The organism is Pontibacter aydingkolensis, from assembly GCF_019443125.1.
Classification (GTDB): Bacteria; Bacteroidota; Bacteroidia; order Cytophagales; family Hymenobacteraceae; genus Pontibacter; species Pontibacter aydingkolensis.
This window is the reverse complement of record NZ_JAHYXK010000003.1, coordinates 179,477-205,598: the sequence shown is the minus strand read 5'-3', so window position 1 is coordinate 205,598 and position 26,122 is coordinate 179,477. Positions and strand designations below refer to the sequence as shown.

Sequence of the window (26,122 nt, the reverse complement as noted above, 5' to 3'; positions counted from 1 at the left end):
GTATGCAGGTTATGTTTAAAGCTGATTAACCGAGCTATACATCAGAAAGCTGCAACAGCAATATTCAAGAAGATAAAAAAAAGCCGGCACAATGGCCGGCTTCTATCAAAGTATAAATTATACTTGTTATGCTCGTTTAAGCTCAAAAACAGTGATTTCAGGTAAAAAGCCCACTCTGCCCGGATACCCGATAAAGCCCAGACCAGTGTTTACGTATAGGTGCTGCTGTCCTTTTTTGTAAAGGCCGGCCCACTGCTTGTACACGTACTGCACCGGACTCCACTTAAAACCAGGTATATTTACGCCAAACTGCATGCCGTGTGTGTGCCCAGATAAAGTAAGGTCGATGTCGTTATAGTTCTGGTTTACCTCGCCGTCCCAGTGCGATGGGTCATGGGAGAGAAGCACTTTAAATGGCGTGCCTTCCGTGCCTTTGTAGGCATCTTCCAGGCGGCCATACTTTGGAAAGCCAACGCGGTTACCCCAGTTCTCTACACCAAGTACGGCTATTTTTTCACCGTCTTTCTCGATGATGCGGTTCTCGTTTAATAGCAGCTGCCAGCCCATTTGAGAGTGTGTGGCTATCATGCGCTTCAGGTTCTCAGCTTTGGCATTTGGGTGTGGCCATTCGCGTACATAATCGGCGTAATCATGGTTGCCCAGCACCGAGTATACGGCATCCTTTGCCTTTATTTGGCTTAAGGCCGGAATATGGTTTTCTACCTCTGAAGCCAGGTTGTTTACAAGGTCGCCGGTAAAAAATACAAGATCGGCCTCCTGCTTGTTTATTAACCTCACAGCTTCATGAAGGGGCTCCGTAGAGGTAAAACTGCCTGTGTGCAGGTCTGATATCTGCAGCATTTTGTAACCGTCGAAGGCCTTCGGCAAATTAGGGAAACGAAGTGTTACACGTTTAACGCGGTAATCGTAAGCGCCTTTAACCATACCATAAATAAAAGCCGACAGCGGAATTGCTGCTACAGCCAGGCCCAACTGGCTTATAAACCTGTTGCGCGACGGGTCGTAGGGCGTTTCCTTGCTCAGTCCGTTTAAAGCTACTTTGCCCACACGTACCAGATCATCTACCATCAGGAAAGCTACTACTACCAGTTTAGAGGCAAACACAATAAACAGCGTGCTAGCCAGGTAGGTCTGAAAGGTGCTTGGCGGCGTGCCGCGTGTGGCAGAGGCAAGTATAAAAGTGCCTGCCGTTATGACAAAAATAAGCCAGTAAGCAATGTGTAAGATGCGTTGGGTGGTTGGCGCCAGGTTCTGCGTTACAGCTCTTACCGCCTGAAAGACATACAGATTAACCAGGAAGAGTATAAGGATGACGATGCCAAAATTTAAAATGCGTTGTATCATGTTTATCGTGTCGCTGCAGGGCCTGTTAGCGCTGCCTGCGCGGGAGTAACCGTTTTAGTTAAAAGATGTTTTGGATTAAAGCACTATTGCTGAACTAATTTATCTTAAAAATAATTGCACTAGCATCTTCTTATTATCAAATTCTATACCGTAAGTGAAAGATACCGAAGCTACTGCCATTGCGTCTTATTTGCAGCCGTTAAATATTAAAACCTGGGCCGAGGAGGACCGTCCCCGCGAAAAACTCTTGCTAAAAGGCAAAGCTGCCCTCAGCGACGCTGAACTGATTGCCATACTTATTGGCTCCGGCACCCCAAAACTTACCGCTGTAGACGTAGGAAAGCTTATACTTGGTGCCGTTAGTAACGACTTAAACGAGCTGGCAAAGCTTTCGGTAAAAGAGCTGATGAAGCATAAGGGGATTGGCGAAGCGAAGGCTATTACCATAGTAAGTGCTTTGGAGTTAGGAAGACGCCGGAAAGAGACTGCCGCTGCTGCGCGTACTCAAATAACTTGCTCTACAGATATTTATAATTACATAAAGCCCCAGTTGCTCGACCTGCCCCACGAAGAATTCTGGATCATACTTTTAAACCGTGCCAATGTGGTGATGAAGAAAGAAAGTATAAGTTCTGGCGGTGTGGCCGGCACTGTAGCCGACCCAAAAATCATCTTTAAAAAAGCGCTGGAGCAACTGGCTAGTTCTATTATACTTGTTCATAACCACCCATCCGGTAACATCAAACCCAGTGCTGCTGATATTTCTTTAACTAAGAAGATGAAAGAGGTCGGGCAGTTTCTGGATCTGCCTGTGCTGGACCACATCATTTTCACAGATAATGATTATTACAGCTTCGCTGATGAAGGGATGTTATAGGGGTATAAAATTTCTGAGTTACCCCTTTGCTCATTTGTTTCTTTTAGAAGCTTATAGCCTTGAGCTTGTTTTTCGCCTTGCCGGCTGGGCCTCACTTTTCTCCTTGATGAGAAAAGTAAGCAAAAGAATCAAGACGGACCAAACTTGCTGACCGCTCTTTATCGAGGGCCCCTTCCCCCAACAGTGGACCGTCGTAAAGTGCACCTGGCAAGAGCCATGGTATCATAGCAAAAGTATAAAACCCACTCCTCTCCTTTTGTCATCCTGTCAAGGATCTTGGTGGAAGGGAGGTTAAGCGGCTGCTATCATGAAACCCACCCCTAGTTTCAAGAGGGGAATTGCCGCTACTGCACCTTGTAAAAGCCGTTGTTTCATAGCAACTGTTAAACATCCCCCTTCGCCCCCTTCAAAGGGGACTTTCTGCCTCTGCTTAAGCAGAGGCAGAAAGTTTCATTGCTGATGCCATTCCTCGGACAGGTCGCGACCTGTCCCTACGAATCAGAATTTATACTTTGTTTCAAATTGCAATAGCCGCTAGCTAAGAAGTGTCCGTCCCAGTCCATGGGTTGAGCGCCTCGAGAGGTTCCGTTGACGAGCTTTAGCGAGGCATTGCGACGTAGGAGCAAAGGAAGCGAAAGCAGCGCGATGCCCGAGGACGAGGCCTCACGGCCTGAGGGCACCAAAGCTAAAGGTGAAAGTATAGGCAAGTAAGACTGAGGATTACAGAGTGTTAGTAAGAATAGCGGAGTTAAAGTATAAATCAGCAGTATCAACTGCTAAAAGCTTAGCTACTCTTCCTCCAAAATCTCCTTCACCCTACCAACTTCCCCCGTCTCTAACCTAACCTTAATCCCATGCGGATGATTCGGAGAATTGGTCAGGATGTCCTGCACATAACCTTCGGTGAGGTAACCGGTGCGCTGGTCTTCTTTTAGCACAATGTTTACCCGAAAGCCGGGTTTGATGTTTGATCGTTTTCTGCCGTCCATAGTTTTAGATAAAGTAGCAAGTTAAGTATAAAGCTGATTTAATCTCTTGTTCTTTGGTGCGCCCCTACATCCAGACGTGCCTTTCGGGGCAAAGGGTTAAGGAAGAAATCGTGCTGGCCGGGTGTAAACTTTAGCTGCTCCGGCCAAACGCCTTTGCCGCGTAACGGAGATCGTGCTTTTAGCTTACACGCTTTTAATAACGCCACCTGCCCGGGATATCCTATCGTTTTACCTTTGCCTGCTTTCTTAAGCCTTGGCTTCTGCATGAATAGTTCTGTGGCAGTTATCATACTTGTATGCTGCTGTAGCTGTTTTAAGTTGTTAAAGGTTTTATCGGCCCAGATAAACCCAGGTGCTGCACGTTTGCTGTAATAATTGTTATTATGAAAGCTGATGGTGTTGCTGGTATCCTCTATTGCCAAAAGTATAGCCCCATTCTCAGTGTAAAAGATGTTATTCCATACTTCAACGTCTTTTAGGCCGCTGCTCATGATGCGCAGGCCGCCACCGGTTGGTACTACATCTTTATCGGCATAGATCGTATTGTTGTGAATGTAAAGCTGGCTAATGCCGCCGTTGTTATTGGAATCTGCTACCCACAAACTAATGCCTTTGTAGTTGTTTTTGCGTCCGTCGTTTTGCGAGATATTATACCGGATAGTATTGTTTTGCATCGGCCTGGCCCACTCAAACTGCGCTACTAAGAAGCCTGGGCCGTCGTTGTTGTGGGAGTAGTTGTATTGCAGCACCGAGTTGGTGGTGCCCCCATCCAGGTCAAAGCCACCGCCATCGCAGCCACTACCGGCCTGCATGTTGTATACTTCATTAAACTGTATAGTTACTTTGTTTGCGTCCCAGGCCCAGATACCTACCGGTCCGCCGCAATGTATGTTATTGGAACCGCTGCTATGTACCACCGAATGCTCGATGGTGGCCTCATCTACATCAGATAAAACTATGCCGCTGCCGCTGTGCTTGTCTTTTTTAGCCAATCCGTATACGTTGTACACATGGCAATTGCCCACGTAAATGTTGCGGTGCGAATATCCCTTTTTAGATTGATCAAAGTATCCCCATGTGGTAATGCCTTCCGAACCTATATCGTGTACAATAGCTTTGGTTATACTTATATTACTGTAGCCACTGTTGCCATTCCAGCTGCCAATAGTTATACCTGCATCCCTGAAACCGGATATTTCCACATCATTAATAAGCACATGGCTGAGTTTTGTGTCACCGAGCAAATCGTTGTAGAACAGGATGCCGCTGCTTTGATTGGTTTGGTAGCCGCTGCCATGTAGCACAAGTTTACTTATTTCGAGGTTGGCTATATTATGCGCATACAGGCCGTAACTGGTGTCTGCTGCTATCGTGGCTTTACCCAGGCCATAGGATGTGATACTAACTGGTTGAGTACCCTGCGCCAGATTGCCTTTATGAAAGTACAAACTGCCCTCGAAAACCTGGCCGCCCTCAAAAAGTATGGAGTCGCCGGGGATAAAAGTATGGCTGTTTACTTTACTGATGCTGTGCCAGGCGCTGGCAGGAGAGAGGCCAGTATTTTGGTCGTTGCCAGTACTGCTAATGTAATATGTTTTAGCGGTTACACGCATGCTGAAGGTAATCAGCAAAAGTATAAGCGCTGCTGATTTTATACTTGCCATGCAAAGCTGTACGCTTTCAGGTATGTGGCTGGTTTTATTTTGTTATGAGGTTCAGGTATTTTTCCTCTCCGCCCTCTACAAAAGGATTATCGGCAGTTGCTACCTGTACATCCTTAACAGAGGCAAGCTCAACTAACAGCAGCTCCGGCTTTTGTACTACTTTACCGTTTATAGCCACTTTTAACTGTTGCTGCGCTGCCGGTACCTTAAAGTGAGCATATACTTTTGGCAGCCTGATCAGCTTTTCCTTTAGGGTTATGACCACGGCTCCTTCTTTAGCTTTGTTGCCATACTTCACTGTGGCTTTCTCACCCTTCAAAATATCAATATTATTGATTTTGTCCGGCTCCAGAATAAAAGCGCCCATTGCTGTTTGCTGTCCTTCTACAAGTATAAGCGGGTCGGTACTCTGGTAGTTTTTAGTAACTATTATTTCTGATTTTGATGGTGCTTGTGCGTAGGCTCCAAAGCTGCAAGCAAGTGTAAAAAGGGCGATCAGGTATCTCATGACAGGCATTCTAGTTGTTTTCATATTGATTTGCTTCTTCGCTGTGCAGCTTGTTCTGGCTTTCCTTGTTGTTTTCATACTTCATGTACAGCAAAATGGCGGCTACGCCAGCCACATGCCCTGCAAGTATAAGGTATAAACCAAAGTCGCTGTCCGGGGAATGTATAAATTTAACAAAGGCTCCGATAATTACAAGTAAAATGGCTGCCTTGTAAAGCAACTTTTCAAGCGTTCTCGATCTCATAATTGTAAGCTTCGTTGAACAAATCTTTACTAAGCGTAATTACTAATTTATACTTTTAAAGTATATAATTAGTACTTTACAGGGTAAATATATGTATAAAAACTATAAAGGTTTAGATTATGTAGCTGAAATTCAAAAAGATGTGGATTTTAGGCTAAATAACGCATATGTGGTGTTACCTTTAATGTGCCTTTCTTACACCTGCAACTCAGACACATGCAGGCTGCGCAGCATAGAGGTTTTTTTATTCTGATGCTCCTGCATGCGCACCAGAATGTCGTGCAGCATTTCAATGGCCTTGATCACATGGGGGCCTTTGTTCAACATAACGCAGTCTGCTCGCTGGGCCATGGCGGCATCGGTAATCTCGGCTCTTGAGGGGCGGCCTTTTTTTGCCAGCGTTTCGAGTACCTGTGTAGCCCATACTACGGGCATGTGCGCAGCCTCGCAGAGCCACAGAATTTCTTCCTGCACTTCGGCCAGCCGTTCCCAGCCACACTCCACGGCCAGGTCGCCGCGGGCAATCATAATACCGGCAGGGTAGCATTTCATGGCAGAAAGCAGTAACAGGGGCAGGTTCCGGAATCCTTCTTTTGTCTCTATCTTGAGCATCACGCCCAGTTTTTGTGCCTTTAGTTTTTTAAGCTCTTGTTGCAGGGCCTCCACATTTTCTACATGGTTTACAAACGACAGGTTTACAATGTCGGCATGGCGGGCTATAAAGCGCAGGTCTTTTTTATCTTTCTCGGTAAGCCCTTTGATCTGGATATGGCTTTCGGGTAGGTTTATACCCTGGTCGGCGCGTAGCTTGCTGCCGGTTTCGCTGGCGGAGGTAATCTTTACAAGCAGTTTTTCTTTGCTGACCTCTTCTATCACCCCGCTTATTTTACCATCGTTAAAAAGTATAGGCTGCCCTTCTTTTACCTGCGAAAATATCTCAGGCAAAGTGCATGCAATATGCGCAGGTTCTACAATATGGCCTGTTTCGTCATACTTTGCCGGCTCACCGGGAATTTGCTCTTTGGTTAAAACCAGCAGGCTATCGTTTTTAAGTATAAGCGGAGAGAAAACAGCAGGCAACTCACCTACTTCTGTTACACGGTCCGGCACGGCTTTGCTTTTAGCTTTAAGCTTTGTGCCCGTTATAAGGTAAGATGTTTTGAAAAGGTGCGCCACACAGCCGTTGTCTTCTTTGCGGATAACAGTAAAGGTGCGTTTGCGGCCACGCGTATCGGTAAAGTTTATTTTGTCTTTTTCCTGCAGCTGCGCTACCCATTCGCCATCTACCGGAAGTACAGCATCCATGTTTTTCGGAGGCTCGGCTCCTGCTGCAGCCAGCCATACTTTAGCAGCCTCGGTAATCTGGCCAATGTCGTTCTGTACCGGGTGTATGGCGCGCATTTTGGGTCCTTCTTTTAAGGGCCCAGTACGGAGCTTTGGTCCCATCAGGTCGATCAGGATTTGGCATTGGGTGCCTGTTTCTTTCTCTGCCTGCCGGATAAGCTGCACCATTTTTAGCCATACTTTCTCGTTGTCGTGGGCGCAGTTTATCCGTGCACAGTTCATGCCTGCCTTCAGCATCCGGAGTATCAGTTCGTAGCTTTCTACAATGTCGGCGGCCAGGGTAACCATAATGCTTGTGTTGCGCTTTTTAGGCTTTGGGCCAAGCAGCGCTTCTTTGTTTCTGGTTAGCAGTTTTCGGTTTTCGTTAAACGATAAGGCCAGGTGTTTAAGAGCTGCCTCGCAGACAGATAAGTAACATAACTGTTTGCGCACGGCCTGCAAGCTTGCCAGCACATGCCCCTCTGCCCGCCCCAAAGACGATAAACCCAGTTCAGCCAATGCTGCCTGCAAGTCCCTGATATCGTGTTGGCGGAGAGCAAGGTAATGCAACAGGTTTTTGGCACTCTTTTTAAACTCCGGGGCGACTTTCTCAAGCGTAGGGGCGAATTTTTTCTCCAGTGCTACCGCTTGGTCGTACAGTTGTTCCAGCTGCTCTATTAGATGGTTGTAGTCTGTTTTCTGTTGCTTGGCCATGGTTTGTAAACAGCAATGCTATATGCTTACAAACTGAAGATAGGGGTGGAGGGTTGTGGGGAGGGATAGAACGTGCTAAGCTTTGCGGTAGCCCAGTTACCGTAATGGTATAGTTGGTACTTATTTTTATTTATACTTATAGTTCTTGAAATCCACTCCTTTTGATTCAAGCTTTTCTATAAGTTTCATTTTCTTCCTATAGCCTTCTGACTCTTCTTCATAGTCATAAATCTCTTTAGATAGTCCTGTATGTAAAGACTATCGTTGCTCCTCATCCGCATCGGCTGGTGAACATCCACTTTCAATGAGTCGATATAATTATTTATAATCGAAAGTCAATTCGACTTATCTGTGGATTTTAATAGATAAATTGAATCTCCATACTAGTTACAACTTTTAAGTAAAAAGTGAAAGCAGAACCCTGTGTTCAATTTATCCTCCCATCCTCATCAAAAATTTCCGACCTTTGCAAGTATAAACATTGCCTATTATGAAACGAGCTCATAAGCTGATCATATTTGCCGGCGTAGTGCTGGTGCTTTTCTATTTTATGAAGGATGCCTTTTTTAACGAGGAGAACTACACCAAACCCTTGTTAAAAGAGCGCGAAGACAAAGACCTTTCATTCAGAGGCCAGGCCAATTCCCCTTTGAATGATGATGAGCGCCGCAATTTTAAGAACCTGGTATACTACGAGCCAAACCTGGATTATCTCATCAGGGCAGAGGTGGAGCCGCTTGCCAAACAAGATACCTTGCTGATGCCACTAACCAATGGCAGTTACGAGCCATACCTGCGCTACGCCTTAGCCAAATTTGAAGTACAGGGGCAACCGCAGAAGCTAACACTCTACAAAAAACTAAACGAGGAAAAAGACCAGCTGTTTGTGCCGTTTACCGATAAAACCAACGGCTTCGAGACCTATGGCGGCGGCCGCTACATGGATGTGCCCTTTGAGGAAGGAGCTAAGACTGTAACACTTGACTTTAACCGCGCCTACAGCCCTTTCTGCGCTTACAACCCAGACTACGTTTGCCCGGTGCCACCAAAGGATAACTTTTTAAGTATAGCCATTCCTGCAGGGGAGAAGACGTACGAGAAGTAATTACCCCTTCCCAGCCCTCCCCTAAAAACAGGGGAGGGTGTTTTTTTGCTCCTGATACTGGCGCGGGTATCCAACCCGTGACTTTGGGTGGGTGCGGGTCTCCAGACTCGCCTATCTATAATACAGAATTAATTTAACACTGCTGTTCGGGACTTCCCAGTCCCGAACAATCTGCAGGGGACATCCTTTTACCCACGTCTGCAGCGCCAAGCATAACTGCGCTCTCCCGCTATCTCCTGCCGCGAGATTCCATCTTGTGGCTAATCATAAGGTAAGCTTTAACTACGGAAGTATAATTTTCTCTTTTACTGTCATCCTGTAAGGATCTCGATGGAAGGGAGGTTAAGCAATGGCTATGAAATGGAAACCCTGCTTAAAAATACTAAATTCTTCGTAGCAGGCTTTTCGCCTCGCCGGCTGGGCCCTACTTTTTGTCCCCGAATCAAGTTCGGGATATTCTACTTGACACAAAAAGTAGGCAAAAAAGTCAAGTGGCACATCCCGAACTTGATTCGGGGACGCTCCTTTCTCGATGGCCCCTACCCCCACTCGCTGAACGCTCAAACAGTGGAGCGTCATTTATGCACCTGGCAAAGGCCTTCGTTTTATAGAATCAATGTTATATGAATTACTTGCCAGTTGCAACAGCCACTAGCTAAGAAGTGTCCTTTCCAGTCCTTGGGTTGAGCGCCTTCTATTGTTGCGGTGCTGAGCTTGCTCAGCAGCCCGCAGCGGAGCGAGGAGCAGCTTCAATAGACAGCGCGATGCCCAAGGACGAGGCCTTGCGGCCGTGAGCACACCAAAACCAGAAATGAAATAAGACGCAAGTAAGACTGAGGAAGAGAGCCTGTTAGAAAGAATAGCAGAAAGTATAGGCAAGTAAGACTGAGAAATAAAGCCAACTCAATAAAAAGGCGAGAAAGGACCAGCCTGAGCAACAAGATCAACTAAAGCAGCACAAAGTATAAACCATCATCATAATTTACCCTCCCATGCAGCACTAAAAAGAATAATGCTTAATTTTGGAGAACATTGGCTTTTATTACAAAGGCTATACTTTAACAGACACAGAACAACAACATGCTGATATCATTCGACTGGCTTAAACAACTTATACATACAGATAAAACTGCAGATGAAGTAGGGGCGTTACTAACTGGCGCAGGCCTGGAGGTAGAGGCCATTCATACTTTTGATCAGGTGCAGGGCGGTTTGGAAGGCATTGTGCTGGGCGAGGTACTTGCCTGTGAGCGTCACCCTGATGCAGACAAACTCAGCCTGACCACAGTAGATATCGGAAACGGAGAGCCAAGCCAGATCGTGTGTGGTGCGCCAAATGTGGCAGCTGGTCAGCGCGTGGTAGTGGCAACCGTTAACAGCACGCTTTACCCTTCCGGCGGAGAATCCTTTAAGATCAAGAAATCCAAGATTCGTGGTCAGGTGTCGGAAGGTATGATATGTGCCGAAGATGAAATTGGTATTGGTACATCCCACGCAGGCATTATGGTGCTGGACACTGATTTGCCGAATGGAACACCGGCTGCCGAGTTCTTTGGTTTGGGCTCTGATAAAGTTTTTGAAATAGGCTTAACACCAAACCGTGCCGATGCCGCTTCGCATTTTGGTGTGGCCCGCGACCTACAGGCTTTATTAGATACGCCGGCTGTACTTCCGGCTACAGATACTTTTAAAGTAAACAATACCGCTAAGCCTATTGCAGTAGAGGTAGAGAATACAGAAGCATGCCCACGTTATGCAGGCGTTACGATTACAGGTATAAAAGTTGGTCCGTCGCCGGAGTGGCTGCAGAAGCGTTTGCGCACCATCGATCTTTCCCCGATCAATAATATTGTAGATATTACTAATTATGTGCTGCATGAGTTGGGGCAACCACTTCACGCTTTCGATGCCGATAAGATCAGAGGCGGTAAGATTGTAGTCAAAACCTTACCGGAAGGTTCTATACTAAAGACTTTAGACGGAGTAGAGCGCAAACTGAAGGCAACTGACCTGATGATCTGCGACGCAGAAGGTCCAATGGCGATTGGCGGTGTTTTTGGTGGCGAAGAATCGGGTGTTTCTGAAGAAACAACCAGCATTTTCATCGAAAGCGCATACTTCTCTCCGGACTATATCCGCCGCACAGGTATGGCGCACGGTTTAAAAACAGATGCATCTTTCCGTTTCGAGCGTGGCACAGACCCGAACATGGTAATTACTGCCCTAAAACGTGCTGCTTTGCTGGTGCAGGAAATTGCGGGTGGTGAGGTGTCTTCTGAGATTGTGGACGAGTATCCAAACCCGATCAAAAACAGCGAAATCATACTTAATATCGAGCGTGCTCATACTTTAATTGGTCAGCACATTGGCGTGGCACGCATCACAAGTATACTTACATCACTGGGCATCGAGGTTACTGCAGAAACTGAAAACGATTTAACCCTATCGGTGCCGCCGTTTAAAGTGGATGTTACCCGCGAGGCTGATGTGGTGGAGGAGATTCTGCGCATCTACGGCTTCAACAACATCGAGATGGACGAGAACCTGGCTACTACTTTCCTGGCCAAGTTCGCAACGCCATACGCCGAAGACGTGACCGACACGATCATGAACTACATTACGGCCAACGGCTTTAACGAGATCATCACCAACTCCATTACCAACTCCAACTACTACAAACCAGCTGGTGAGGCTGAGGTGGACAGCCTGGTAAAGGTACTGAACTATAACTCTGAAGACTTGGACGTGCTGCGTAAAAGTATGGTGTTCTCAGGCCTGGAGGTGCTGCGCCGCAACATTAACCGCCGCCAGCGCGACCCTAAGCTGGTAGAATTGGGCAAAGTATACGAGCAGGTGGATGGTGAATATAAAGAGAGCCGCAAGCTGGCTTTATACATGGCAGGCAATGCCACAGCCGAAAGCTGGAAGCAGCCAAGTATGAAAACAGCTTTCCACGACCTGGCAGGTGTGGTGCAGAACGTGCTGCGCAAGCTGAACGCCGGTGAGTTTGAAGTACAGAACCTGGAGCAGAACAACTACATGCGCCAGGGCATCTCTTATCTGAAAAACGGTACCGAAATAGCACGATTAGGTTTACTGGATGCTGGACTTTGCAAGTTTATGGAGGTAAAGGAGCAGGTATGGTATGCCGAGCTTAACTGGGATTACCTGCTGAAGAAGTATAAAAACAAGCTGGTAGCCGAGGAGTTACCAAAATTCCCGGAAGTACGCCGCGACCTTTCTTTAGTGCTGGATAAAAATGTAACCTTCGACCAAGTAAAACAGATTGCCCTGCGCACCGAGCGTAAGCTGCTGCAGGATGTGAACGTGTTCGATGTGTACGAAGGCGATAAAATAGAGGCAGGCAAGAAAGCCTATGCCGTTAGCTTTACGTTGCTGGATAAACAGCAAACCCTGACCGATAAGGTGATCGACAGTGTGATGAATCGCCTGATGCAGCAATTTGAAAAACAACTGGGAGCTTTTATCCGCAAATAGTAATATGGCAAAAGAGGCGCAATTACAACATCTGCAGCAGATTGAAGATAAACTTCGCAAGCTGATCTCCCGCTATACCGATGTGCAGCAGAAGCTGGCGCAGGCTCAGGAAGAAATTAAGTTCCTGGAAGGTATGGTAGAAGAAAAAGAGCTGCAAATAAAAAATTTTCAAAATCAGGATAATATTGTTAAAATTGTAGATGCGATAGCAGGAAATACTGCAAATTCGACAGAGTTAAAGCTCAAACTAAACGAATACATTAGAGAAATCGATAAGTGTATCGCTTACCTACAAGACTAAGCATCAGGTAATAAAGCTCCTTTAGAGCCAGCCAGTGAAGCAAACAGCAGGTAAGCAGCACCATAAAAAACGCAACGGATGAGTGAATTATCTATAAAGATTCGCATCGCGGAACGCGAGTATCCGATGCGGGTAAAAGAGGAGGAAGAGGAAAGATTAAGAGTTGTTGGAAAATTACTGAACGAACGCCTGCGTTTTTATAAGGACCAGTTCGGTATACAAGACAAACAAGATCTGCTGGCTATGGTAGCTTTTGAGACCATGGTAGAGAAACTGAAGATGGAGGAAGAGAAATCTGCTCACCTCGCTAAAGTGGGCCAGCAGCTTAATGTACTCGACGAACTCCTGTCATCGACAAACAAATAGGCTATCTGAGAAATTTATACTTCGGAAGATAACTTATACTTCGTTTAGGCCCTGAGCCTTTATCCCTATCATTTTGCAGGTACCGGCTATACGTTTTTATACACCATAAAACTTATAGTTATGCCCACTATTCTTTATATTATAGTAACGGCTGTTGTAGCGCTCGGAGTGGGCGTGTACATTGGCCGTTCGCTGTTACAGAAAGTCTATAAACAGCAGGAAGACGCTGCCCGCCACCGTGCCAAGAACATCATTCGCGAAGCAGAGCTTAACGGCGAAAGCATCATGAAAGACCGCATTCTGGAGGCCAAGGAAAAATACCTGAAGCTTAAGTCGGAGTTTGAGGAGGAGATGAACAAGAAAAAGAACATCATCATCCAGAACGAAAACAAAGTGAAGCAGCGCGAGCAGCACGTTTCCAAGCAAATGGAAGAAGCCAAGCGCAAAGAAAACGAACTGAACAAAGAAAAAGAGCACCTGAACACCCAGCTGGAGCACCTTAAGAAGCGCAAAGAGGAGGTAGAGCAGCAGCACGAGGAGGTAGTAGGCCAGCTGGAGAAAATTGCCGGACTTACCGCTGCCGAAGCCCGCGAGCAAATGGTAGAAGCGCTTAAAAACGAGGCGCAGTCGCATGCATCGTCCTATGTGAAGGACATAGTGGCACAAGCTAAACTCACCGCTACCAAAGAAGCCAAGAAAATTGTAGTAGAGACCATTCAGCGCACGGCTGCCGAGCACGCCATAGAGAACTGTGTGTCTGTCTTCAATATCGAAAGCGACGACATTAAAGGTAAGATCATTGGCCGCGAAGGTCGTAACATTCGTGCTTTAGAGGCAGCAACAGGTGTAGAGATCATCGTTGACGATACTCCTGAAGCCATCATTATCTCCGGTTTTGACCCTGTTCGCCGTGAGATTGCCCGTTTGTCGTTGCACCGCCTGGTAGCCGACGGCCGTATTCACCCGGCCCGCATTGAGGAGGTTGTTACCAAAACCCGCAAAAACATTGAAGAGGAGATCGTGGAGATCGGTGAGCGTACTGCCATTGACCTGGGTATTCACGGCCTGCACCCTGAGCTGATTAAGATGGTAGGACGTATGCGTTTCCGTTCGTCTTACGGCCAGAACTTGTTGCAGCACTCACGCGAGGTAGCCAACCTTTGCGCCACCATGGCTGCAGAGCTAGGCCTTAACGTGAAGCACGCAAAACGCGCCGGCTTACTGCACGATATTGGTAAAGTAACGCCAGACGAACCGGAACTTCCACACGCGATTATCGGTATGGAGCTTGCCAAAAAGTATAAGGAGCATCCGGATATCTGTAACGCTATTGGTGCCCACCACGACGAGATCGAAATGACGGCGATGATTTCTCCGTTGATTCAGGCTTGTGACGCCATATCCGGTTCTAGACCAGGTGCCCGTCGTGAGATCATGGAATCGTACATCAAGCGTTTGAAAGATTTGGAAGCAGCTGCTGTTTCTTTTGAAGGTGTTAACCAGTGCTATGCTATCCAGGCTGGTCGTGAGCTTCGCATTATGGTTGACGCTGATAACGTTACCGATGAGAAAGCAGCACAGCTGTCGTTTGATATCTCTCAGAAAATTGAGAAAGAAATGCAGTATCCTGGCCAGATCAAGATCACGGTTATCCGTGAGATGCGCGCCATCAGCTACGCAAAGTAACTTTTTAGCCAAAGTATAAACTGTAAAACCGCCTGCTACGTTTGTGGCAGGCGGTTTTTATTTGACCACGGCTTAAGGACCGGTGATTAAGGGGATCTTGACCACAGATTAATGGGGATTTAATTGATTTGATAGATTTCCTCTTATGCAGTACCTGGTCCAACCACCCCTGCCCCTCAGAGCTATGCCCGCTAGTTCCGAACTCCCGTTCTCACTAGTCCAAGGAGGGGAGTCTGCTACTATTGCTTCTTATGTCATCACCATGGATTGGCCATTCCTCTTTGTCATCCTGTTAAAGATCTTGGTAGAAGGGAGGTTAAGCACATACCATAGAACTTATACTTTTATTAAAGCTATATCAGAAGTTCCTTTATTGGATAAGGAGGGGCAATTGGACTTGGTGCAGAAAAGTCTTAATAATCAATCAAGTCCCTTTAATCTGTGGTCCCACTGCCACTACCTGCTCTTTTTTTCTATTTCTGATCTCCTCCGGTACTGCAGCTATAATTTCCTGTTGTAGCGCTTCTATCAGCTTCTTTTTTAAAAAGCTACGGTGTACCACCAAGCTAACCTCGCGCAGGGGCTGCGGTTCCTGAAAAGTATGCACCAGTGCGCGTTTTTGCTCAGGCATCTCCAATACCGAGAGCTCTGGGAGTAATGTAAGGCCGTGCTGCGTTTCTACTATACGTTTAAGGGTTTCCAGGGAGCCGCTTTTATAGTCGAGGTTACTATGTTGCGATGCAGTGCTGCCGCCACGGTTACAGATGTTCAGTACCTGGCTCCGGAAGCAATGGCCTTCGTTTAATACCCACAGTTCGTCCAGATCCAATTGGTCGGGTTTTATACTTTTATACTTTGCCAGCGGGTGGTTTGGGTTAATGTAGCTTACAAATGCTTCGTAGAACAGTGGTATCTCCTTTATACTTTTATCTTCGAGGGGCGTAACCAGCAGGCCTACATCCAGGATCTCATATTTCAGTTTTTCTACTATCTCGTTTGTGAGCAGCTCCTGCACTACTACCTGCACATTAGGGTGCTTCTGCAGAAAGTTTGTAATGAACAGCGGAATCAGGTAGGGAGCCAGGGTAGGTATCACGCCAATCTTCAGCTCACCGGATAGTTCAAGCTTCTGGCTTTGCACGATCTCCTGTATCTTTTTAGACTCAGCAATTACAACGCGTGCCTGGGCAATGATCTCTTTTCCTATTTCGGTTGGGCGAACCGGTACACGGCTGCGGTCAAAAAGCTGCACACCTAATTCCTCTTCCAGCTTTTGCAGCTGCATGCTAAGCGTTGGTTGCGTTACAAAGCAATGATCTGCCGCAGTTGAGAAATGGCGGTACGTATCTACTGCAATTAAATATTCTAGCTGTACTAATGTCATTTTTTTGGATACAGGTGTATAGTATATTAGCGTCAGGTAACAGTAGAACAAATATAGTTTATAAGTGTTATCAATGTAAGTATAAACTATATCAATTTGATCTATATTTTAATATCAACCAATTTTGTAAAAACCAACATCTAAAACCATGGCAACTATGAATAAGTTAAACCAGATTGGACTACAGAAAACTGACAGTAAAGAGATAGCTGATAAGCTAAACGAACTGCTGGCAAACTATCATTTATACTATCAGAACCTACGTGGCTTTCATTGGAATATTAAGGGTGTACACTTCTTTCAATTGCACGCTAAGTTTGAGGAGCTGTACAATGCTGCCTTAACCAAGATAGACGAGATTGCAGAACGCATTCTCACGATAGGGCAAACACCACTACATACTTTCTCCGACTATGTGCGGGTGGCAAGTATAAAAGAGGCTGGCAGCCTAAGTGGCGATACGGAAACCGTTAGAGCTACCCACGAAAACCTGACCGTGCTGCTTAACCTGGAGCGTGAGATACTGATTCTGGCAGCAGAAACCGGCGACGAAGGTACAGTAGGGCTGATAAGTGAGGATATAAATGAAAATGAGAAAACGCTATGGATGCTGAATGCCTTCCTGAGCTAAATTGACTTTGTGACAAAGGACAATTTGATAAAAGACAAAGGAGGGAAAATTCTTATGCTCTTTCGGACTTCCAAGTCCGAAAGCTCTCTGCCGGGGACTTCCTGGTCCACAAAGATTAACCTCAACGTTACGCGGACTAAGAAATTTGGGACAGAATAAGTTACGGACAAGTATGCCTGAAACAACAGTTTGGCAACCTTACAGCTAGTGTAAAAGCACCAGCAATAGCGTTAAAAGTATAAAGTATACTTTAGGTAAGGCAAGGTATAATCCTGACAAAAGTAAAAAGGCTGCCTTTGCGGGGCAGCCTTTCTTATGGTCTATACTTTAAAGTATAAGTGCTTTGATTAAGCAGTGATGCCGGCCTGCTGAAGTGCAGCTACCATGGCTTCACCGATCTCTGCAGGAGAATCTACCACATGGATACCGTTCTCACGCATGATCTTCATCTTAGCAGCGGCAGTATCGTCAGCACCGCCAACAATAGCACCAGCGTGGCCCATACGGCGACCAGCAGGAGCAGTCTGGCCTGCGATAAAACCAACTACAGGCTTCTTGTTACCAGACTCACTGATATACTTAGAAGCCATTGCCTCATAGTTACCACCAATCTCACCGATCATTACAATCGCATCTGTCTCAGGATCTTCCATCAGCAACTGAACCGCATCTTTTGTAGGCGTTCCGATAATCGGGTCGCCACCGATACCGATAGCTGTAGAGATACCAAGGCCAGCCTTCACGATCTGGTCAGCGGCCTCATAGGTTAACGTACCAGACTTAGACACGATACCAATACGACCTGGCTTAAATACGAAACCTGGCATGATACCAACCTTTGCCTCGCCTGGCGTAATAACACCCGGGCAGTTAGGTCCGATAAGTGTAATGTCTTTTCCTTTCAGGTAGTTTTTAGCCATTACCATGTCTTTTACAGGAATACCCTCTGTAATAGCCACGATCACCTTAATGCCAGCGTCAGCAGCTTCCATGATGGCGTCTGCAGCGAAAGCAGGCGGAACGAAGATGATAGATACATCAGCGCCGGTTCTTTTAACGGCCTCTTCTACTGTATTAAAAACAGGAAGGTCTAAGTGGTTGTTGCCACCTTTGCCCGGAGTTACGCCACCTACTACGTTGGTGCCATACTCGATCATTTGAGAAGCATGAAAAGAACCTTCAGAGCCAGTGAAGCCCTGCACGATCACTTTCGAATCTTTATTTACTAAAACACTCATGTGTATCTTTTTTAGTTTGTAAAAACAGGTCGAACTATAAGGATGTGCAAAAATAGGCTTTTTTATGGCGCTTACAAAAAATAGTTAAGGCTAATATAGGAACAAAGTATACTAATTACCGGAACAAGATATGCCTATCTGCCTGTTGGTTAAGTATGCATGCAGGTTTAGAGTAGCAGTTTTTTTGCTTATGGCATGCTAATGCGGTGCTAAACCTTGCGCAGGAGGTAATAGGTTGTAACAGGCATAAGCTTATTACCTTAACCTTCTACATTTATTTAAATTTCTTACCTTTGCACCAAAATCAAAATTGAGCTTGATGAAATATCTGAATCATATTACCGAGGCCATCGGTAACACACCCTTAGTAAAGCTAAACAACGTAACAAAAGGCGTTAAGGCTACTGTTCTGGCTAAAGTAGAGTACCTGAACCCGGGCAACTCTGTAAAAGATCGCATGGCTGTCAAAATGATAGAAGATGCTGAGAAAGCTGGTATTCTTAAGCCGGGCGGTACAATAATAGAAGGTACCTCAGGCAACACTGGTATGGGCCTTGCCCTGGCTGCTATCGCCAAAGGTTACAAATGTATCTTTACACTAGCTGATAAGCAGAGTAAGGAGAAAATGGATATCCTGCGTGCGGTAGGAGCTGAGGTTGTAGTATGCCCTACAAATGTGTCTCCTGACCACCCGGATTCATACTACTCGGTAGCAAAGCGACTGAACGAGGAGATCCCAAACTCGTTTTACCCTAACCAGTACGACAACATGTCTAACTGGGCGGCTCATTACGAGAGCACCGGCCCGGAAATCTGGGAACAGACGGAAGGTAAAATAACGCATTTTATAACTGGTGTGGGTACGGGCGGAACTGTTACCGGTATATCCAGGTATCTGAAGGAAAAGAACCCGAACATAAAAACAATCGGTATCGATACGTATGGTTCTGTTTTCAAGAAGTATAAAGAGACTGGTGTTTTTGATGAGAACGAAATCTATTCATATGCCACAGAAGGTATCGGTGAGGATATTCTGCCAAAGAACGTAGATTTTGACGTAATCGATCAGTTTGTAAAGGTAACTGATAAAGACGGTGCCGTAATGACAAGAAGACTGGCAAAAGAAGAAGGTCTTTTTGTGGGCTGGTCTTGCGGTACGGCTGTGTACGGTGCGTTGGAGTACATCCGCGAAAACAACCTTACTGAGAACGACGTAGTGGTAGTGTTGTTGCCTGACCATGGTACCCGTTATCTTGGCAAAATATACAACGACGACTGGATGCGTGCGCAAGGTTACATTGACTAAGTGCTTACGCTAAAGAAACTAATAAAAGCCTGAATTAACATTTCAGGCTTTTTAATTCTATCTAAAGTAATTTCTATCTTGCTTGATATCAGGTTTGATTTTTCATAATTATGTATAGTTTTGCTTTACTATTTGCAAACTGGCTCTGCCTGGTCTTTTAAAATGCAATAGGTAGTAGCACCATTTTTTAGTATTTAACCCATCATGAAAAAGTTATCAGGAGTCTTACTTATAGACGACGATGAAACTACCAATTTTCTGAATCGCCGCCTGCTCGAGAGGTTGGGAGTAACAGAGAACATACGCACTTTCGTGAACGGGAAGCAGGCTTTTGATTATCTGTATAACATCAGCAACAATAACTACGACGCCGATACAGAAAATTACTTTAAGCCACAGTTGATTTTTCTGGACATCAATATGCCGGTAATGGACGGATTTGAAATGCTGGATCTGTATGAACGACTCGACGCCGACTTCAGGGAAAATATTGTGCTTGCCGTGCTTACCAGTTCCACGCATCCGCAGGATACAGAAACCTCAAAAAAGTACTCAGCCGAATATCTTACCAAACCCTTAAGTATAGAAAAGGTAAAAGACCTGCTGGATAAGCACTTTAAAGTATAATAAGTAAAACCCGGGTTTTAAGAGGCCAACTGCTGCAGCGGTTGGCTTTTGTTTTTAAGGTGCCTCAGGATAGCTTCCTGCAAAAGCACTTTACATTTTAAGGCCTGTTACATCTTTGCTCATACACTGCCACGAATTGAAAGCTCGCGGCAGAGTGATGCCAAACGTCTGCAAAACAACAATAGATGCAGCTTAAAAAGAGAAACCGAAATTTGACTTGATGGCCAGGTTAAGCAACACACCAGCACCAGCCAGAAGTAAGCCTATCCCGATCAGTTTTTCCATTTTTAACCCCTGAGGCCCTCTTCTCTTTTTTACCAGATTGCCACCTAAAGCACCCAGGGCAAAAGCAGCTACAAGGGGCAGGCTACGGCTCCACATCACGTTGCCTAATAAAAAGTGGCTTATAAGCCCGGTAAAACTTGTGATCACAAGTATAAACAGCGAGGTAGAGGTGGCTATTTGCGGTGGTATCCGGAATAGTTTGATCATGGCAGGGGTTTGTACAAAGCCGCCCCCGATCCCAAAAAGGCCCGCCATAACACCGGAAATAAAACCAAATGTAGATACCAAACCGCCGTTGATTCTGTAAGCCAGATGCTTTGCCCGGTTCTTGCGGATAAACGATGTAGGCACCCGGCGCATGCGGTACATTACCCCGGAACGTTTAGATCTGGTCTTTTTCTTTTTGGGGGTGAACATGGTAGCGCCTATGGCTACAACAAACATCGCAAAAATAAACTGCAGCTTAAACACTGGCATAAAAGCTACCATAAACGCCCCCAGTACGGTACCCACCACGGCAGGCAACTGTATCAGGGTACCTACCACATAGTCTATACTTCTATCGCGGAGGTTAAAAACGGAGGCGATTACAGAGGCCGGAACCAGCGCAGCCATCGTAGACCCGATAGCGATTTCGATGTTGTATCCAAAGAAAATGATAAGGATAGGCACCATGAATACACCACCGCCAAACCCAATGATCGTACCAAACGCGCTAACCAGAACGCCAACAAGAAAAAGGATAAGCTCCTCCATTAATTGCAGCCCAGCCTGGGCTAACTAGGTTTATACTTTGCTATGATGCAACAACTACTCTGCTACTGGTACGAACTGAAACACATCTCCGTTAAATAAACCTTTATCGCTGAGTTTAAGCGAAGGTATAACAAGCAGCGCCATAAACGAAAGTGTCATGAACGGAGACTCCAGTTTGCTGCCCATCTCTTTGCTCATTTTGTCTATAGCCGAATAAGCTTCTGCTACCTTATACCCGTCCTGCGCCGACATAATGCCGGCCACCGGCAGCGGCAGCAACTCTTCTCTGCCCAAACCTACAGCAGCCACTCCGCCTTTTGCCTGTATAATTAAGTTAACGGCTCTGGCTAAACTTTCATCATCCACACCTACGGCAATAATGTTATGCGAATCGTGGCCAACAGATGAGGCAATGGCACCTTCCTTTAAACCTACGTTTTTGATAAATGCCACAGCCGGTATCGTGTTTTCGTAACGGTTTACCACGGCCAGTTTCAGCACGTCTTTCTCCACATCTCCTTCAATAAAGCCGTTTTCAATTTTAGCTTCTGCCCATACTTCTTTGGTTATCAATTGCCCGTCATACGCTTCTATAACCCGGATTTTAGTGGCGTCGGCTGCCGCAACTTTAAATTGCTCTGCGGCTTTCTCGTCGGTGTCGAAGTTATTGATTTCTTCGCTTGGCGTAAATTCTATTTTAGATTTGCCCTGTTCTGCTACTAGTTGTCCGTTAATGTAGGTTGCCTTAATGTTGAAGCTTTCCGGGTTATCGATAAGTATAAAATCGGCCGGGTCGCCTTCGCATAGCAGGCCCACATCCAGTTTGTAGTGCAGTACCGGGTTAACACAGGCTGCCCGCAGCACATGAAACAGGTCATTGCCTTTTGCCAGCGCGCGCTTTACAAGTAAGTTGATGTGGCCCTCTACCAGGTTGTCGGGGTGCTTGTCGTCGGAGCAGAACATGATGTTCTGGTAGTGCTCAGGCAAAAGCGGTATCAGGGCTTCAAAGTTCTTGGCAGCGCTGCCTTCGCGTATCAGTATCTTCATGCCAACGGCCAGTTTGTTTAAAGCTTCCTCAGCAGTAAAGCACTCGTGGTCGGTGGTAATGCCGGCTGCTGCATATTGCGCGGCTTGCTCGCCTCTTAAGCCAGGAGCGTGTCCGTCGACAGCTTTATTATACTTTTGCGCCAGGGCGATCTTCTTCATCACATCCGGGTCGCGGTTAAGCACGCCAGGCCAATTCATCATTTCTGCGAGGTACTTTACTTCATCGCGCTGAAATAATTTCTCAATGTCTGCAGCCGTTATCTCAGCGCCTGCTGTCTCGAAAGGAGTGGCCGGAACACAGGACGGGGCACCAAAGTAAAACTTAAATGGCACCTTGTTACCGTTCTCTATCATGTACTCTACGCCCTCAAGGCCAAGCACATTGCCAATTTCGTGGGGGTCCGAAACGGTAGCCACGGTGCCATGCGGAACAGCCAGTCGTGCAAACTCGCTGGGTACTAACATAGAGCTTTCTACGTGCACGTGAGCATCTACAAAGCCCGGTAAAATATAATTGTTGGCATCTGTTGCCTCACGAACTATTTTAGAAATGCGGCCGTTTGACACATGAACAGTGCCGGTGTAGATATCTTGCTGCTGTATATCGATGATATGTCCGGAAACGGTAAAGTCTACGTGCATGGTGCTGTGTTTTGTTATGATTTATTGCCTTGCCATAAGGCTTAAAACGTTAAATTACTTTATATTTGCATTAAATTCAGTCGTTTTGAGAAAGTATATTTCATATTTGGTTTTAGCGTGCTTCCTGGCCACTGGTCCGTTGGCTGGTTGTTCCACTAAGACTCCTCAGCAGAAAAAAACGGCTAAGTACCAGAAAAAGAGCAAGCGCGGTAACCAGCCTTGCCCTTGCGACTCTAACTAATTTCCTTTTTATTTTCTCTCTATGAAGAAGATCGTAATCGCACTCGACGGCTATTCCTCATGCGGTAAAAGCACTACGGCAAAATTAGTGGCAGCAGCACTTGGCTATGCCTACATTGATACCGGCGCTATGTACCGTGCGGTTACATTATACTTTCTCGATCATCACGTGTCGCTTACCAACCCTAAAGAAGTTAAAGAGGCGCTTAGTAACATTGAGATAGATTTTCACTACAATCCAAAGACCAATCGGAACGAAGTTTTCTTAAATGGCCTGAATGTTGAAGATGAAATACGCAAGATGTATATCTCTAACCAGGTAAGTGAGGTAAGCGTAGTAGCTGAGGTGCGCCGTGCTATGGTGTCGCAGCAACAGAAGATGGGCAAAAAGCGCGGTGTGGTAATGGATGGGCGCGACATTGGCACAGCTGTTTTCCCGGATGCAGAGGTAAAGATCTTTATGACCGCCGATGTAGATACACGTGCCAAACGCCGGCAGGTAGAATTGCTGGAAAAGAAGCAGTTAGTTAACTTAGGCGAAATTAAGCAGAACCTGCAAAAGCGCGACCATATAGACTCTACCAGAGAAGAAAGCCCGTTACGTCGTGCCAAGGATGCCGCCTTGCTGGATACATCGCACATGACGATAGATGAGCAGGTAGATTTTGTGCTGGAAAAGGTAACATCTGCGCTCATCAGCGAAGAAGAGAAGGCCGTAAATCAGGTTTGAAGTAAAAGATCATGAAAGTAACCATCGATAAAAACTCAGGCTATTGCTTTGGCGTGGAATTCGCCATACAGATGGCTGAGGACGAAATGGAGAATTGCGAAGAACTATATTGCCTAGGCGATATTGTGCATAACAGTATGGAAGTACAGCGCCTTTACGAAAAGGGCCTGCGCATTATAGACCGTGAGCAACTAAAAGAGCTGCGCGATTGCAAAGTACTTATAAGAGCACACGGCGAGCCTCCTGAAACGTATAAGCTGGCGCTTGAGAATAACATAGAGCTGGTTGATGCCTCTTGCCCGGTAGTATTAAAGCTACAGAACCGCGTAAAGCATGCTTACGACAGCGGCCTAAGCGAAGCCAGCCAGATCGTAATATACGGGCAGGTGGGGCACGCAGAGGTTATCGGGCTGGCAGGCCAGACAGGCGATGAGGCCATTATCGTAACTACTGAAGAAGACCTTGACAAGATCGACTTTACTCGACCTGTTACCTTGTTTAGCCAGACAACCAAGAGCACCAAAGGCTTTTACCATATTAAAGAGCTGATAGAAGAGCGTATAAAGCAGGCAAACGCGGATAGTACGCAGCCGCTGTTTAATGCCAACGACAGCATCTGCCGCCAGGTATCTAACCGTGAGCCACAATTGGCGAAGTTCTCTACAGAGCATGATGTGCTGGTTTTTGTAAGTGGCAAGAAAAGCTCGAACGGGAAAGCGCTTTACAGCGTGTGCAAACAGCACAACCCCAACAGCTACTTTGTAGAGAACGAGCAGGAACTGCAGCCAGAGTGGTTCGCAAATGCTGCAAGTGTTGGCATCTGCGGGGCAACTTCTACACCTATGTGGCTGATGCAACGGGTAGCTACCTATATAGAAAACCTAAGCCTGGCAACAGTATAAAACATGTCATTTATACTATAAACCATTTTTGCTAATTTAGGCTTTGCTTCGGCAAAGCCTTTTTTGTGACCATAACAATATGAGACGTTTATTCGGATATTTCCTCAATGGGTTATTAATTATAGCCCCTTTTACCCTTACTGTTTGGATAGTGGTAGCCATTATAGACTGGCTGGATGGGCTATTTGATATAGGTATACCAGGACTGGGCATTTTGCTGATGGTGGCTCTACTAACACTGGTCGGGTTCATAGGATCATCTTTCCTTGTAAAGCCGTTTTTCATTATCACGGAGCGGCTATTTCATAAAGTGCCGCTGGTAAGTATTATCTACTCCAGTATAAAAGACCTGTTTGATGCATTTGTAGGCGATAACCAGAAGTTTAACAAACCGGTGATGGTAAAAATGTCGGAAGATTCTGATAACCATAAATTCGGATTTGTAACCCAGGAAACCATTATAAGTGTAGACTGCCAGGACAAAGTAGCTGTGTACTTTCCGCACTCCTATAACTTCTCAGGTGAGCTGTTCCTGGTGCCGCTTCGTAATGTTACGTTTCTGGACGTGCCCAGCAGCGAGATCATGAAGTTCATCGTATCAGGAGGTGTATCTAAACTCTGAAAGAGTTGAATGAGTTAGAGAGTTTGGGAGTTAGAAAATTAAAAAGTTAGGATGATGTGACGGTTGATAGAAACGCTTTTGGACCTGCTTTTAAAATTTGCCTCCATCTACTAATCTAATAACCTTTTAGCCTTAAAGCTCAGTACAACTCTTTAACTTTATAACTCCCAAACTCTCTAACTTAAAATGCCTTTTATTCTTAAAGACAGATCTAAGCTACATTACCGGGTTATCGGGCATGGAGATAAGGTACTGCTTGCTTTTCATGGGTACGGGCAGAGCAGTGCCTATTATCAAAGTATGGAACGGGCACTGGGCAGTGACTACACTATTTACGCTTTCGACCTATTCTTTCATGGGGGCAGCACTTTACACAAAAACGATCTCCCGCTTACAAAGTCTTACCTTTACGAGATAGTTACCCACTTTCTGGGAAAGTATAACATAGCTAAGTTCTCGTTGATGGGATTTAGCATGGGAGGCAAATTTGCACTTACGCTTGTAGAAACGATGCCTGATCGAATTGAAGAGCTTTTTCTGATTGCCCCTGACGGAATCAAAACGAGTTTTTGGTATAACATTGCTACTTACCCTGGTTGGCTGCAACAGCTGTTTAAACGCACAGTAGTAAAGCCAGAAATGTTCTTTGGTTTACTGCGGATGCTCGATAAGTATAATATGGTGCACAAAAGCCTTATCAGATTTGCCCATTACCAGATGGACAGCACCACGAAGCGCCTGCGTGTATACCGTAGCTGGATCGGTTTCCGGGAGCTAAACTTCGACATCCGGCACATTGTTAAACTGTTAAACAAGTATAAAATTCCGGTTACAATGTTTCTGGGGGAGTATGATCAGATCATCTCTCCGAAGCGGGTTGGTGTATTTGTAAATGCCCTGGACCAGGGCGAACTGGTAGTGCTAAAAGCCGGGCATTCTAATTTGCTTAACGATGTAGCCGAACTGCTGCACCGTAAACGAACGACTTAAATTACAATGTGTTTTATGCTCTAACAAAGCCGCTTTTTATACTTTGGCTATAACCTATAGCCGTTTTATACTTATACTCTTT

General features: G+C 45.8%; 23 protein-coding genes and 1 pseudogene. 13 read left to right on the top strand and 11 right to left on the bottom strand.

What is annotated here, in order from left to right; genetic code table 11:
* Positions 1 to 126 precede the first annotated feature (126 nt).
* Positions 127 to 1,365 (bottom strand): metallophosphoesterase, encoded by a 1,239-nt coding sequence (locus tag K0O23_RS05430; RefSeq protein ID WP_246596943.1) that lies wholly within the window; start codon positions 1,363 to 1,365, stop codon positions 127 to 129.
* A gap of 154 nt (positions 1,366 to 1,519) precedes the next feature.
* Here K0O23_RS05430 and radC point away from each other — a divergent pair, with 154 nt between their 5' ends.
* Positions 1,520 to 2,242, top strand: coding sequence for a RadC family protein (gene radC, locus K0O23_RS05425; RefSeq protein ID WP_317195644.1), 723 nt, complete (start codon positions 1,520 to 1,522; stop codon positions 2,240 to 2,242).
* A 491-nt stretch (positions 2,243 to 2,733) separates the two neighbouring features.
* Here radC and K0O23_RS05420 read toward each other — a convergent pair whose 3' ends face one another.
* The 6 genes from K0O23_RS05420 to K0O23_RS05395 all read right to left on the bottom strand — a co-directional run bounded on the left by K0O23_RS05420 (position 2,734) and on the right by K0O23_RS05395 (position 7,684).
* On the bottom strand, positions 2,734 to 3,015 hold the full coding sequence (locus K0O23_RS05420; RefSeq protein ID WP_219876378.1) for a hypothetical protein: 282 nt from the start codon (positions 3,013 to 3,015) through the stop codon (positions 2,734 to 2,736).
* 15 nt (positions 3,016 to 3,030) lie between these two features.
* Positions 3,031 to 3,231 (bottom strand): YwbE family protein, encoded by a 201-nt coding sequence (locus K0O23_RS05415; protein WP_219876377.1) that lies wholly within the window; start codon positions 3,229 to 3,231, stop codon positions 3,031 to 3,033.
* Between the two features lie 38 nt (positions 3,232 to 3,269).
* On the bottom strand, positions 3,270 to 4,895 hold the full coding sequence (locus K0O23_RS05410; RefSeq protein ID WP_219876376.1) for a right-handed parallel beta-helix repeat-containing protein: 1,626 nt from the start codon (positions 4,893 to 4,895) through the stop codon (positions 3,270 to 3,272).
* Between the two features lie 34 nt (positions 4,896 to 4,929).
* On the bottom strand, positions 4,930 to 5,427 hold the full coding sequence (locus tag K0O23_RS05405; RefSeq protein WP_219876375.1) for a hypothetical protein: 498 nt from the start codon (positions 5,425 to 5,427) through the stop codon (positions 4,930 to 4,932).
* On the bottom strand, positions 5,414 to 5,647 hold the full coding sequence (locus K0O23_RS05400) for a hypothetical protein (RefSeq protein ID WP_219876374.1): 234 nt from the start codon (positions 5,645 to 5,647) through the stop codon (positions 5,414 to 5,416). Before K0O23_RS05400 ends, K0O23_RS05405 begins: the two co-directional genes overlap by 14 nt.
* 195 nt (positions 5,648 to 5,842) lie before the next feature.
* Positions 5,843 to 7,684, bottom strand: coding sequence for a pyruvate kinase (locus tag K0O23_RS05395; RefSeq protein WP_219876373.1), 1,842 nt, complete (start codon positions 7,682 to 7,684; stop codon positions 5,843 to 5,845).
* A 490-nt stretch (positions 7,685 to 8,174) separates the two neighbouring features.
* Here K0O23_RS05395 and K0O23_RS05390 point away from each other — a divergent pair, with 490 nt between their 5' ends.
* From K0O23_RS05390 to rny, 5 genes are all read left to right on the top strand, one after another.
* Positions 8,175 to 8,789 carry a DUF1684 domain-containing protein gene (locus K0O23_RS05390; RefSeq protein WP_219876372.1) on the top strand — a complete coding sequence of 205 codons (615 nt, stop codon included), beginning with the start codon at positions 8,175 to 8,177 and terminating at the stop codon, positions 8,787 to 8,789.
* Positions 8,790 to 9,869: 1,080 nt separating this feature from the next.
* Positions 9,870 to 12,287 (top strand): phenylalanine--tRNA ligase subunit beta, encoded by a 2,418-nt coding sequence (gene pheT, locus K0O23_RS05385; RefSeq protein WP_219876371.1) that lies wholly within the window; start codon positions 9,870 to 9,872, stop codon positions 12,285 to 12,287.
* Positions 12,288 to 12,291: 4 nt separating this feature from the next.
* A complete protein-coding gene (locus K0O23_RS05380; protein ID WP_219876370.1) occupies positions 12,292 to 12,588 on the top strand; it encodes a hypothetical protein in 297 nt (98 codons plus the stop codon).
* 78 nt (positions 12,589 to 12,666) lie between these two features.
* Complete coding sequence (locus K0O23_RS05375; RefSeq protein ID WP_219876369.1) at positions 12,667 to 12,954, top strand: cell division protein ZapA; 288 nt, start codon at positions 12,667 to 12,669, stop codon at positions 12,952 to 12,954.
* 120 nt (positions 12,955 to 13,074) lie between these two features.
* Positions 13,075 to 14,640, top strand: coding sequence for a ribonuclease Y (gene rny / locus K0O23_RS05370; RefSeq protein WP_219876368.1), 1,566 nt, complete (start codon positions 13,075 to 13,077; stop codon positions 14,638 to 14,640).
* 424 nt (positions 14,641 to 15,064) lie between these two features.
* Here rny and K0O23_RS05365 read toward each other — a convergent pair whose 3' ends face one another.
* Positions 15,065 to 16,024, bottom strand: coding sequence for a LysR substrate-binding domain-containing protein (locus tag K0O23_RS05365; RefSeq protein WP_219876367.1), 960 nt, complete (start codon positions 16,022 to 16,024; stop codon positions 15,065 to 15,067).
* 157 nt (positions 16,025 to 16,181) lie between these two features.
* On the opposite strand from K0O23_RS05365, the gene K0O23_RS05360 reads away from it, so the two are divergent.
* Positions 16,182 to 16,655, top strand: a complete 474-nt coding sequence (locus K0O23_RS05360; RefSeq protein WP_219876366.1) for a Dps family protein — start codon at positions 16,182 to 16,184, stop codon at positions 16,653 to 16,655.
* A gap of 347 nt (positions 16,656 to 17,002) precedes the next feature.
* On the opposite strand, the gene sucD is transcribed toward K0O23_RS05360, so the two are convergent.
* Complete coding sequence (gene sucD, locus K0O23_RS05355; protein ID WP_219876365.1) at positions 17,003 to 17,893, bottom strand: succinate--CoA ligase subunit alpha; 891 nt, start codon at positions 17,891 to 17,893, stop codon at positions 17,003 to 17,005.
* A gap of 319 nt (positions 17,894 to 18,212) precedes the next feature.
* Here sucD and K0O23_RS05350 point away from each other — a divergent pair.
* Both K0O23_RS05350 and K0O23_RS05345 read left to right on the top strand, forming a co-directional pair.
* Positions 18,213 to 19,196 (top strand): annotated as a pseudogene (locus K0O23_RS05350) (PLP-dependent cysteine synthase family protein); the annotation flags it as partial.
* Between the two features lie 207 nt (positions 19,197 to 19,403).
* The gene (locus K0O23_RS05345) at positions 19,404 to 19,826 is read left to right on the top strand and encodes a response regulator (protein WP_219876363.1); all 423 of its coding nucleotides are present in this window, start codon (positions 19,404 to 19,406) and stop codon (positions 19,824 to 19,826) included.
* Between the two features lie 192 nt (positions 19,827 to 20,018).
* On the opposite strand, the gene K0O23_RS05340 is transcribed toward K0O23_RS05345, so the two are convergent.
* Both K0O23_RS05340 and ade read right to left on the bottom strand, forming a co-directional pair.
* Entirely contained in the window at positions 20,019 to 20,867 is an 849-nt protein-coding gene (locus K0O23_RS05340) for a sulfite exporter TauE/SafE family protein (protein WP_219876362.1), read from the bottom strand.
* Positions 20,868 to 20,921: 54 nt separating this feature from the next.
* On the bottom strand, positions 20,922 to 22,556 hold the full coding sequence (gene ade, locus K0O23_RS05335) for an adenine deaminase (RefSeq protein WP_219876361.1): 1,635 nt from the start codon (positions 22,554 to 22,556) through the stop codon (positions 20,922 to 20,924).
* Between the two features lie 262 nt (positions 22,557 to 22,818).
* On the opposite strand from ade, the gene cmk reads away from it, so the two are divergent.
* The 4 genes from cmk to K0O23_RS05315 all read left to right on the top strand — a co-directional run bounded on the left by cmk (position 22,819) and on the right by K0O23_RS05315 (position 26,040).
* A complete protein-coding gene (gene cmk / locus K0O23_RS05330) occupies positions 22,819 to 23,526 on the top strand; it encodes a (d)CMP kinase (RefSeq protein WP_219876360.1) in 708 nt (235 codons plus the stop codon).
* Between the two features lie 11 nt (positions 23,527 to 23,537).
* Positions 23,538 to 24,428: a 4-hydroxy-3-methylbut-2-enyl diphosphate reductase gene (locus tag K0O23_RS05325; protein ID WP_219876359.1), complete on the top strand. Its 891-nt coding sequence runs from the start codon at positions 23,538 to 23,540 to the stop codon at positions 24,426 to 24,428.
* A 79-nt stretch (positions 24,429 to 24,507) separates the two neighbouring features.
* Positions 24,508 to 25,050, top strand: a complete 543-nt coding sequence (locus K0O23_RS05320; RefSeq protein WP_219876358.1) for a DUF502 domain-containing protein — start codon at positions 24,508 to 24,510, stop codon at positions 25,048 to 25,050.
* Positions 25,051 to 25,236: 186 nt separating this feature from the next.
* On the top strand, positions 25,237 to 26,040 hold the full coding sequence (locus K0O23_RS05315; RefSeq protein WP_219876357.1) for an alpha/beta fold hydrolase: 804 nt from the start codon (positions 25,237 to 25,239) through the stop codon (positions 26,038 to 26,040).
* Positions 26,041 to 26,122: the final 82 nt, after the last annotated feature.

Coding starts and splice junctions, on each gene's coding strand:
- K0O23_RS05395 (WP_219876373.1), bottom strand. CDS start 7,684: ATGGCCAAGCAACAGAAAACAGACTACAACCATCTAATAGAGCAGCTG.
- K0O23_RS05325 (WP_219876359.1), top strand. CDS start 23,538: ATGAAAGTAACCATCGATAAAAACTCAGGCTATTGCTTTGGCGTGGAA.
- K0O23_RS05360 (WP_219876366.1), top strand. CDS start 16,182: ATGAATAAGTTAAACCAGATTGGACTACAGAAAACTGACAGTAAAGAG.
- K0O23_RS05430 (WP_246596943.1), bottom strand. CDS start 1,365: ATGATACAACGCATTTTAAATTTTGGCATCGTCATCCTTATACTCTTC.
- rny (WP_219876368.1), top strand. CDS start 13,075: ATGCCCACTATTCTTTATATTATAGTAACGGCTGTTGTAGCGCTCGGA.
- K0O23_RS05415 (WP_219876377.1), bottom strand. CDS start 3,231: ATGGACGGCAGAAAACGATCAAACATCAAACCCGGCTTTCGGGTAAAC.
- K0O23_RS05375 (WP_219876369.1), top strand. CDS start 12,667: ATGAGTGAATTATCTATAAAGATTCGCATCGCGGAACGCGAGTATCCG.
- pheT (WP_219876371.1), top strand. CDS start 9,870: ATGCTGATATCATTCGACTGGCTTAAACAACTTATACATACAGATAAA.
- K0O23_RS05400 (WP_219876374.1), bottom strand. CDS start 5,647: ATGAGATCGAGAACGCTTGAAAAGTTGCTTTACAAGGCAGCCATTTTA.
- ade (WP_219876361.1), bottom strand. CDS start 22,556: ATGCACGTAGACTTTACCGTTTCCGGACATATCATCGATATACAGCAG.
- K0O23_RS05315 (WP_219876357.1), top strand. CDS start 25,237: ATGCCTTTTATTCTTAAAGACAGATCTAAGCTACATTACCGGGTTATC.
- sucD (WP_219876365.1), bottom strand. CDS start 17,893: ATGAGTGTTTTAGTAAATAAAGATTCGAAAGTGATCGTGCAGGGCTTC.
- K0O23_RS05365 (WP_219876367.1), bottom strand. CDS start 16,024: ATGACATTAGTACAGCTAGAATATTTAATTGCAGTAGATACGTACCGC.
- K0O23_RS05405 (WP_219876375.1), bottom strand. CDS start 5,427: ATGAAAACAACTAGAATGCCTGTCATGAGATACCTGATCGCCCTTTTT.
- K0O23_RS05340 (WP_219876362.1), bottom strand. CDS start 20,867: ATGGAGGAGCTTATCCTTTTTCTTGTTGGCGTTCTGGTTAGCGCGTTT.
- K0O23_RS05390 (WP_219876372.1), top strand. CDS start 8,175: ATGAAACGAGCTCATAAGCTGATCATATTTGCCGGCGTAGTGCTGGTG.
- K0O23_RS05320 (WP_219876358.1), top strand. CDS start 24,508: ATGAGACGTTTATTCGGATATTTCCTCAATGGGTTATTAATTATAGCC.
- K0O23_RS05410 (WP_219876376.1), bottom strand. CDS start 4,895: ATGGCAAGTATAAAATCAGCAGCGCTTATACTTTTGCTGATTACCTTC.
- K0O23_RS05345 (WP_219876363.1), top strand. CDS start 19,404: ATGAAAAAGTTATCAGGAGTCTTACTTATAGACGACGATGAAACTACC.
- K0O23_RS05380 (WP_219876370.1), top strand. CDS start 12,292: ATGGCAAAAGAGGCGCAATTACAACATCTGCAGCAGATTGAAGATAAA.
- cmk (WP_219876360.1), top strand. CDS start 22,819: ATGAAGAAGATCGTAATCGCACTCGACGGCTATTCCTCATGCGGTAAA.